Raw genomic sequence first — 8529 nt, forward strand, 5'->3', positions numbered from 1 at the left:
GCCGGTAAACTAGGTGGGTTGCTGATAGTTTATGACAAAGACGTTCTGAGTGAATAAATATTTGCGAAAGCCATTCCTGACCCTCTGCCTGGTGCTACTAGGGGTGAGCAGCAGCCTGCCGGTATGGGCCGGCACCGACCCGTCGCCAGAGCGCCCGCGCATTGGCGTGGTACTCGGTGGGGGTGGAGCGCGTGGTTTTGCGCACCTGGGGGTGCTGCAGGAACTGGAGCGGCTGAAGATCCCGATTTCCTGTATTGCCGGCACCAGTGCCGGTGCTTTGATCGGCGGCGCCTACGCGAGTGGCATGCCGCTTGACGAGCTGTCGGCGAAACTCAAGGTGGCCGACTGGGACGGCATGCTGTCGGGCAAGCCGGCGCGCGCCGACGTGCCGTACGACCGCAAGCGCGACGACTACAAGAACTACGCCGACCTGACCTTCGGCATGCGCGACTGGCAGTTCCGGGTGCCGCGCAGCGCGATCAACTCGCAGGAAATCGACCTCTACATCCGGCGGCTGGTGCAGGACCGCACCGTCGATTCGTTCGACCGGCTACCGATTCCGTTCCGTGCGGTCGCGACCGACCTGGTGACCGGTGACGCGGTGGTGTTCGATCGCGGCAGTCTGGCGATAGCGATGCGCTCCAGCATGGCGGTGCCGGGTATCTTCGACCTGGTCGAGCAGGATGGTCAGCTGCTGGTCGACGGCATGCTGGCGCGCAACGTGCCGGTGCAGGATGTCGCCACCTGCGCCGACCGGATCATCGTGATCGACGTCGGCACGCCGATGCTGAAGGCCAACGAGATCAACTCGCTGTTCGACGTGATTTCGCAGACCACCAACATCGCGGTCAACCGCAACGTCAAGGAACAGATGACGCTGCTGCGGCCGAGCGACATCGTGATCCGGCCCGACCTGGCCGACGTGTCGGCGTCCGACTTCGGCAACAACCAGGCGATCATCGCGCGCGGCAAGGCGGCGGTGAAGCCGTTCGAGAGCCGATTGCGCGCCCTGTCTGTGCCGGATGCCGAGTATGCGCGTTGGCACGCACATCTGGCGCAGGCGCCGGTCTCGGAGGTTGACGAGGTGAAAATAGCGGCCGATGCCGGCACCCGTTACGGCAACACCAAGGGCTTGGCCAAGATACTGAACACCGAGTATGGTGAGCCGCAGACGGTCGACCAGATCCGGGGCAAGCTGACCGAGCTGTTTGCTACCGGTGACTACGACCAGCTATCGTATCGGCTCGACAGCCACGAAGGCCGCAGCGTGATGACGCTGATGCCTCTGGAGCGGTCGATCGGGCCGAACTACTTCCGTTTCGGCCTGAGTTTGCAGGCGAGCCAACCCGGCGATGCCAGTTTTGCACTGCTCGGCTCGCACGAGCTGACCTGGCTCAACTCGGCCGGCGCCACCTGGCGCAACAACGTCGAATTCGGCCAGTCGACGCTGCTCAAGTCCGAGCTGTATCAGCCGCTCTGGGCCGGTAGCCCGGTATTTGTGGCCGGTTCGTACCGGTACAACTCGCAGGTGCTGCCGCTCTTCATGCCGGGGCACAAGCATGTGGCCAATCTGGAATACGACACTTCGCGGTTCGAGGCGGACGTAGGCTTGGCGCTCGGTCGTTACGGCGAGGCGCGGCTGGGGGCCTACCGCTCGCACGACTGGCTGAAGACGAAGGTCGGGTTTGACCAGGCCTTGATCGATGGCGAGCCGGTGGGTCTGTCAGGAACCGCCTACACCGAGGCCGGTGTCCGGGCCAGCCTGGTTATCGACCAGTTCGACAACCCGCGCTGGCCGCGCGCCGGCTACTATCTCAGCGGCGAGGTTAATGCTTCTTACTACAGCGACCAGACCCAGAGCCGTACGGCGCTGACCACCGCGGAATACGTGAAGACGTTTGGCGATGTGACATTCCGGCTTACCGGAAAATATCGTGGCAATCTGGCCGGCGCTCGCTTCCAGAGTCAGCCGCAAATGCTCGGCGGCTTCCTCAACCTGTCCGGTTACCAGCAGGACGAACTGATCGGCGACAAGGCCGCGCTGGCACGGCTGATGGGCTACTGGCGAGTGTCGACGTTGCCGTCGGCGGTCGGCAGCGGTGTCTACGCCGGCATGTCGCTCGAGGCAGGCAAGGTCTGGAACGAGCTGTGGACCGCGCAGAATACCGCCTGGCTGCCAGGTGGCACGGTGTTCCTGGGCGCCGATACGCTGCTTGGGCCGTTCTTCCTCGGTGCCGGCTACGCGCAGGGCGGCCGTTTCACCGGCTATATGTACCTCGGCGTCGACTACTGAGTTGTCGGGTCGAGCCCCATGTAAAACGCCCCGGGAAACCGGGGCGTTGTCGTTTCGACCAACCTCGAGCGGCGGGTTAGGCGAACAGCCGCTCCAGCGCTTCGCCCGGCTCGGCCTCGCGCATGAACGCCTCGCCGACCAGGAAGGTGTGGACGTTGCTGGCGCGCATTAGCCGCACGTCGTCGGCGCTGGCGATGCCGCTCTCGGTCACCACGATGCGCTCGGCGCCGATCTGCGGCAGCAGCTTCAAGGTGGTGGTCAGGCTGACCTCGAAGGTGCGCAGGTTGCGGTTGTTGATGCCGATCAGCGGGGTGGACAGCGTCAGCGCGGTGTCCAGCTCCTCGGCGTTGTGCACCTCGACCAGTACCGCCATGCCCAACTCGTGCGCCAGCGCTTCGAATTCGCGCATCGTGTCGCCCGACAGGGCGGCGGCGATCAGCAGGATGCAGTCGGCGCCCATCGCACGCGCCTCGTAGATCTGGTACGGGTCGACCATGAAGTCCTTTCGCAGCACCGGCAGATGGCAGGCGGCGCGGGCAGCCTGTAGGTAGTCGGCCGAACCCTGGAAGTAGTCGCGGTCGGTCAGTACCGACAGGCAGGCGGCGCCGTGCTCGGCGTAGCTCTTGGCGATCGCGGCCGGCTGGAAGTTTTCACGGATCACGCCCTTGCTCGGGCTGGCCTTCTTGATCTCGGCGATCACGCCGGCCTGGCCGAGGGCGTGCTTGGCGCGGAGGGCGGCGACGAAGTCGCGGCGGTCGAGGCGGTCTTCGGCGGCGGCACGCACTTCGGCGAGCGGCCGGGCGGCCAGGGCGGCGGCGACTTCCTGCTGCTTGGTCGCCAGGATGCGGTTGAGGATGTCAGACATGGCGTGGTGATTTCTCTCGATTGTTGTCGTGGGCCGAACCGGCGCTATCGAAGAAGGCTAGCAGACGACGCGGCAGCCAGTCGATACGGCCGGGAAAACGGCCAGTGACGAAGCCGACGTGGCCGCCTTCTTCCGGTTGTTCTAGCGTGACGCAGTCGCTTGCTTCGGCGGCGGTCGGCAGCGCCGACGGCGGCAGGAACGGGTCGTTGCGCGCGTTCAGGATCAGTGTCGGCACCGCGATCGAGGTCAACAGCGGCTTGCTGCTGGCGTGCTGCCAGTAGTCGCGAAAATCGCGGTAGCCGTGCAAGGGGGCGGTGACCAGGTCGTCGAACTCGCGAAACGAGCGGGCGCGCCGCAGACGGTGGCCGTCGAACAGCCCCGGGTGGCGCTCCAGTTGGCGGAACGCCTTGGGCTTCAGGGTGTTGAGGAACATCCGGGTGTAGAGCAGCCGGCCGACGCCGCGGTCGAGCCGCGAACTGGCGGCGCTTAGATCCAGCGGTGCCGAGATCACCGCCGCAGCACGGCAGCACGCCGCGGCGCCGGCCTCGCCCAGGTACTTGGCGAGCATATTGCCGCCCAGCGACACGCCGGCGGCAAACAGCGCCGGATGGCGTTCGGCCAACCTTTGCAATACCCAGGCCACCTCGGCCGAGTCGCCGGCGTGGTAGGCGCGGCGCAGGGTGTTTTCCACCCCGCCGCAGCCGCGAAAGTGCGAGACCACGCCGTGCCAACCGCGTCGTTTTACTTCGTGCATCAGCGCCTTGGCGTAGTGGCTGCGGCTACTGCCTTCCAGCCCGTGAAACAGCACGACCAGCGGTGCACCGGCCCGGCCGTCGACGAAGTCGAGCGCGATCTCGCCGCCGTCCGGTGTCGACCACAACTCGCGGCGATAGTCGGGGGCGGGCAGCTTCAGCGAGATCGCCGGCCAGATGGTCTGGGCGTTGCCGCCCTTCAGCCAGCGCGGTGCACGGTACGGGCTCATGCTTGCGGTTTGATTGCCGACTTGGGGCGGAACGCCTTGACGACGGTCTCGTCGGTTTCGATATACGGGCCGCCGATCAGGTCGATGCAGTACGGCACCGCGGCGAAGATGCCGGAGGCCAAGACCTTGCCGTCGGCGTCCTTCAGGCCCTCGAGCGTTTCCTTGATCGCCTTGGGCTGCCCCGGCAGGTTGAGGATCAGCGATTGCTTGCGGATCACCCCGACCTGGCGCGACAGGATCGCGGTCGGCACGAAGCGCAGGCTGATCTGGCGCATCTGTTCGCCGAAACCGGGCATTTCGCGATCGGCGACGGCCAGCGTGGCCTCCGGGGTGACGTCGCGTGGCGCCGGGCCGGTGCCGCCGGTGGTCAGCACCAGCTGGCAGCCTTCGACGTCGACCAGTTCTTTCAGCGTCGCCTCGATCACCGGCTGCTCGTCCGGGATCAACCGGGTGACGGTGACGAACGGGCTCGTCAGCGCGGCGGCGAACCAGCCCTGCAGCGCCGGAATGCCCTGGTCCTGATACACGCCGCTGCTGGCGCGGTCCGAAATCGACACCAGGCCGATCTTCAGTGTGCTCATGCCTCGTCCTCGTCGCTGTCTGCGGCGTCGTCCTGGCGCCTCGGCTTGCCCGGCTCCGGGATCAGTCGCTTGATTTCCTGGAACAGCACGCGGAAGTTCTTCGGCGGCTTGTTCTCGTGCAATTCCTTGCGGCTGTTGCGGATCAGGGTGCGCAGCTGCTGCACGTCGGCTTCCGCGTGCTCGGCGAGGAACTGCTGCAGGGTCGCGTCGTCGGCCAGCAGCCGCTCGCGCCAGCGCTCCACGCGGTGCAGCCAGGCGGTGTGCTCGGCCGAGTCGCCCTTGATGATCGCCAGGCGCTGGCGGATCGGCTCAGGGTTGACGTCGCGCATCAGCCGGCCGATGTATTGTTCCTGACGCTTGAGCGCGCCGTGCGCGGTAATGCGCTTGTATTCGAGCAGGGCGGCCAGCAGGTCGTCCGGCAGCTCCATTTTCTTCAGCGTGTCGTTGGACAGTGCGGTCAGCTCGGCCCCCAGTGCCTGTAGCTCGTTCATTTCCTTCTTGCGCTGGGTCTTGCTGACCCATTCGCCGTCTGGACTATTCTGATAGGAGTCGGTCATCGTTCGCTGCCTTATATAACAAGACTGGTATGATACCGAAAAAGGCCCGGCCGTCGGGCCGCTTATTGCGCAAGGATGCCATGACAGCCAACGTTTTCAGCTATTCCCGCGATGCCCTGGAGGGGATTGCCGCCCAAGTGCTCGACCTGGCGACCCGGCAGGGCGCCACCTCCTGCGAGGTCGATGTGTCCGAAGGACGCGGTCAGACCGTGACGGTGCGCTTGGATGAGGTGGAAACCATCGAGTACAACCAGGACAAGGGCGTCGGCGTCACCGTCTATATCGGCCAGCAGAAGGGGCATGCCAGCACCGCGGACTTCTCGGCCGAGGCGCTGGCCGACACGGTGGCCGCGGCGGTCAACATCGCCCGCTTCACCGCGGCCGACGACTGTGCCGGCCTGGCCGACCGCGGTCTGTTGGCGACCGAATTCCCGGCCCTCAATCTGTTCTATCCGTGGGATGTCGACGTCGAGCGCTCGATCGAGCTGGCGCGCCAGTGCGAAGCGGCGGCCCGCGCGGTCGATGCCCGCATCAAGAATTCCGAAGGCGCCACCGTCTCCAGCCAGGAGAGTCAGTTCATCTACGCCAACAGTTACGGTTTCATGGCCGGCTTCCCGAGTTCGCGACACAGCGTGTCGGCGGCGGTGATCGCCGAGGCCGGCGGCGCGATGCAGCGCGATTACTGGTACAGCTTGGCTCGCCATCCGGACGATCTGGAGCCGGTCGAGCAGGTGGGCCGCATCGCCGGCGAGCGGACGGTGCGCCGGCTCGGTGGACGGCGCGCCAAGACCGGTCGCTACCCGGTGCTGTTCGAATCGCCGGTGGCCGCGTCGCTGATCGGGCACTTCGTCTCGGCGGTCAGCGGCGGCAGCCTGTATCGCAAGTCGAGCTTCCTGCTCGATGCGCTCGGCAAGCCGGTGTTTTCGGCCAACGTCACACTCGACGAAGACCCGTTCCTGTTGCGCGGCTTCGGCAGCAGCTCGTTCGACAACGAAGGCGTGGCGACCTGCTCGCGCCGCGTGGTGTCCGACGGCGTGCTGGAAGGCTATTTCCTCAGCAGCTACTCGGCGCGCAAGCTCGGCATGAGCACCACCGGCAACGCCGGCGGTCCGCACAACCTGGTGCTGCACAGCACGGGTGAAAGCTTCGACGAGCTGGTGCGTCAGATGGGCACCGGCCTGATCGTCACCGAACTGATGGGGCAGGGCATCAATCTGGTGACCGGCGATTACTCGCGCGGCGCCGCCGGTTTCTGGGTGGAAAACGGCCAGATCGCCTACCCGGTCGAGGAGATCACCGTCGCCGGCAATCTGCGCGAGATGTTCGCCTCGATCAGCGCGGTGGCCAACGATGCGGTGATGCGTGGCGCCAAGAAGGTCGGCTCGATCCTGATCGACGGCATGACGGTGGCCGGCGAGGCATGAGCACGCCGCACTACTGGCAGCAGGCGTGTGCCGAGCTGGCCGGTAGTGACCCGGTGATGGCCGGCTTGATCGAACGTTTTGCTGGCTCGATGTTGAAGACGCGCGGAGCGCCGTTCGAGACGCTGCTGCGCGCCATCGTCGGCCAGCAAATCTCGATGCGCGCCGCCGAAACGATCTGGGGGCGGCTGACCGCCTTGCTCGACGAGCATTCACCGGCGGCGGTGCTGGCCGCCGACGAAGCGGCGTTACGCACGGTCGGTCTGTCGGCGCGCAAGGTGGGGTACGTGCGCGATCTGGCCGCGCATTTTGTCGATGGCCGGCTCTCGGCCGAGCAGCTGGAAGCCGCCAATGACGACGAGGTGCTGGCAGCGCTGACTGCGGTGCACGGCATCGGTCGCTGGACCGCCGAAATGTACCTGATCTTCAATCTCAGCCGCGCCGACATCTGGCCAGTTGACGACATAGGCGTGCAGCGCGCGTTAGCCGAGCTGTATTTCAACGGGGTTCGGCCAAGCTTGGCCGAATGTCGCGAAATCGGCGAGCGCTGGCGGCCGTGGCGCAGCGTGGCGAGCTGGTTCCTGTGGTGCCACCTCGATCCGGTCGAAGTGATTTATTGACAGTGTGATGAACTAACCGTGACGGCCACGACTCTATCGTGGCGAACCGACCGGTCGGCTTAGAATCGCTAATGGAACCCAGCGAAGTGATCCCGGTTAGGTCTCCTGCCGCAGACTGTATAAGTAGTACGGCAAGGCAGGACAGCAAGGCCGGGAGGGTTTGTTGGCGGACTCTTAGTCCGGAATACAAGAACAGTATCAAACAGGGGGTGTTATGTTGTTACCGCGTCCGCGGACGGGATTTTTCCTGATTGCGCTCGGCTGTGCCGCAGCGATGGCGTTTGCACTATACGCGCAGTACCAGATGGGGCTGGAGCCGTGCCCGATGTGCATCATGCAGCGCGTGGCGGTCATCGTTGCCGGTCTGATCGCGCTGATCGCCGCCTTGGTCAATCCGAAGGACTGGGGGGTGAAGTTGTCGGCGCTGCTGGTGACGCTGAGTGCGCTGACCGGCGGCGGCGTGGCGGCCCGCCAGGTATGGCTGCAGCATCTGCCGGCCGATCAGGTGCCGGCCTGCGGCCCGGGCCTCGACTATATGCTCGAAACCATGCCGATGGCCGACGTGCTGGCTAAGGTGTTTCATGGCAGCGGCGAATGCGCGGCGGTGGACTGGACCTTCCTCGGTCAGTCGATGCCATTCTGGAGCGGCGTGTTCTTCGTCGGTGTGATCGTGTTTGTCTGGGCGGTGGCGTTGCGCCGTCGTTAAGGTGGGACCATTGGAAAAGGCGCTCGTCGAGGCGCCTTTTTTTGTGCCTTGTGTTGGGGCCGAACGGTTAGATGCCTGGTTGGTACATGCAGTGCAGTTGCCGTGGCGACGACTGGTCGGGCGTGAGGGAGGGGCTGCGTTGAGTGGGGGCCGGTTCGAACCGCTGGGTGGATGGTAGCACCCGGTGGAGGGGATGAGCGGAAACGAAAAAAGCGCCCGTAAAGGCGCTTTTTTGTATTGGCGGAGTGGACGGGACTCGAACCCGCGACCCCCGGCGTGACAGGCCGGTATTCTAACCAACTGAACTACCACTCCACACAATCTTTGGTGGGCGTTGACGGAGTCGAACCGCCGACATTCTGCTTGTAAGGCAGACGCTCTACCAACTGAGCTAAACGCCCGGTGTTCTGGGTACTGCTTTGTACTGTTGGCGGAGTGGACGGGACTCGAACCCGCGACCCCCGGCGTGACAGGCCGGTATTCTAACCAACTGAACTACCACTC

At 65.1% G+C, this 8529-nt stretch carries 8 protein-coding genes and 2 tRNA genes; 4 read left to right on the forward strand and 6 right to left on the reverse strand.

Annotation, left to right across the window (positions count from 1 at the left end):
* Positions 1 to 61 precede the first annotated feature (61 nt).
* Positions 62 to 2293 carry a patatin-like phospholipase family protein gene (locus ACZ2IA_RS07095; RefSeq protein WP_470291868.1) on the forward strand — a complete coding sequence of 744 codons (2232 nt, stop codon included), beginning with the start codon at positions 62 to 64 and terminating at the stop codon, positions 2291 to 2293.
* A 76-nt stretch (positions 2294 to 2369) separates the two neighbouring features.
* On the opposite strand, the gene trpC is transcribed toward ACZ2IA_RS07095, so the two are convergent.
* Genes trpC through yjgA form a run of 4 tightly spaced genes read right to left on the reverse strand, consistent with a single transcriptional unit; the run spans position 2370 to position 5278 of the window.
* Positions 2370 to 3158 carry an indole-3-glycerol phosphate synthase TrpC gene (gene trpC / locus ACZ2IA_RS07100; RefSeq protein ID WP_470291869.1) on the reverse strand — a complete coding sequence of 263 codons (789 nt, stop codon included), beginning with the start codon at positions 3156 to 3158 and terminating at the stop codon, positions 2370 to 2372.
* A complete protein-coding gene (locus ACZ2IA_RS07105; RefSeq protein ID WP_470291870.1) occupies positions 3151 to 4140 on the reverse strand; it encodes a YheT family hydrolase in 990 nt (329 codons plus the stop codon). The genes trpC and ACZ2IA_RS07105 overlap by 8 nt, the downstream gene beginning before the upstream one ends.
* Positions 4137 to 4721 (reverse strand): molybdopterin adenylyltransferase, encoded by a 585-nt coding sequence (gene mog / locus ACZ2IA_RS07110; RefSeq protein WP_470291871.1) that lies wholly within the window; start codon positions 4719 to 4721, stop codon positions 4137 to 4139. The genes ACZ2IA_RS07105 and mog overlap by 4 nt, the downstream gene beginning before the upstream one ends.
* Positions 4718 to 5278 (reverse strand): ribosome biogenesis factor YjgA, encoded by a 561-nt coding sequence (gene yjgA, locus ACZ2IA_RS07115; protein ID WP_470291872.1) that lies wholly within the window; start codon positions 5276 to 5278, stop codon positions 4718 to 4720. Before yjgA ends, mog begins: the two co-directional genes overlap by 4 nt.
* Positions 5279 to 5358: 80 nt before the next feature.
* On the opposite strand from yjgA, the gene pmbA reads away from it, so the two are divergent.
* The 3 genes from pmbA (at position 5359) to ACZ2IA_RS07130 (ending at position 8025) form a co-directional block, all read left to right on the forward strand.
* On the forward strand, positions 5359 to 6702 hold the full coding sequence (gene pmbA, locus ACZ2IA_RS07120) for a metalloprotease PmbA (protein WP_470291873.1): 1344 nt from the start codon (positions 5359 to 5361) through the stop codon (positions 6700 to 6702).
* A complete protein-coding gene (locus ACZ2IA_RS07125; protein ID WP_470291874.1) occupies positions 6699 to 7319 on the forward strand; it encodes a DNA-3-methyladenine glycosylase family protein in 621 nt (206 codons plus the stop codon). Before pmbA ends, ACZ2IA_RS07125 begins: the two co-directional genes overlap by 4 nt.
* A gap of 214 nt (positions 7320 to 7533) precedes the next feature.
* Entirely contained in the window at positions 7534 to 8025 is a 492-nt protein-coding gene (locus ACZ2IA_RS07130) for a disulfide bond formation protein B (RefSeq protein WP_470291875.1), read from the forward strand.
* 238 nt (positions 8026 to 8263) lie between these two features.
* Here the strand turns inward: ACZ2IA_RS07130 and ACZ2IA_RS07135 are convergent.
* A tRNA-Asp gene (locus tag ACZ2IA_RS07135) sits at positions 8264 to 8340 on the reverse strand.
* A gap of 10 nt (positions 8341 to 8350) precedes the next feature.
* A tRNA-Val gene (locus tag ACZ2IA_RS07140) sits at positions 8351 to 8426 on the reverse strand.
* Between the last annotated feature and the right edge of the window lie 103 nt (positions 8427 to 8529).

The sequence above is a fragment of the Crenobacter sp. CS_VA4 genome, from assembly GCF_055597485.1.

What these genes read in the sequence shown, in the direction of transcription:
- ACZ2IA_RS07130 (WP_470291875.1), top strand. Translation starts at nt 7,534, where the DNA reads ATGTTGTTACCGCGTCCGCGGACGGGATTTTTCCTGATTGCGCTCGGC.
- pmbA (WP_470291873.1), top strand. Translation starts at nt 5,359, where the DNA reads ATGACAGCCAACGTTTTCAGCTATTCCCGCGATGCCCTGGAGGGGATT.
- ACZ2IA_RS07105 (WP_470291870.1), bottom strand. Translation starts at nt 4,140, where the DNA reads ATGAGCCCGTACCGTGCACCGCGCTGGCTGAAGGGCGGCAACGCCCAG.
- yjgA (WP_470291872.1), bottom strand. Translation starts at nt 5,278, where the DNA reads ATGACCGACTCCTATCAGAATAGTCCAGACGGCGAATGGGTCAGCAAG.
- mog (WP_470291871.1), bottom strand. Translation starts at nt 4,721, where the DNA reads ATGAGCACACTGAAGATCGGCCTGGTGTCGATTTCGGACCGCGCCAGC.
- ACZ2IA_RS07125 (WP_470291874.1), top strand. Translation starts at nt 6,699, where the DNA reads ATGAGCACGCCGCACTACTGGCAGCAGGCGTGTGCCGAGCTGGCCGGT.
- trpC (WP_470291869.1), bottom strand. Translation starts at nt 3,158, where the DNA reads ATGTCTGACATCCTCAACCGCATCCTGGCGACCAAGCAGCAGGAAGTC.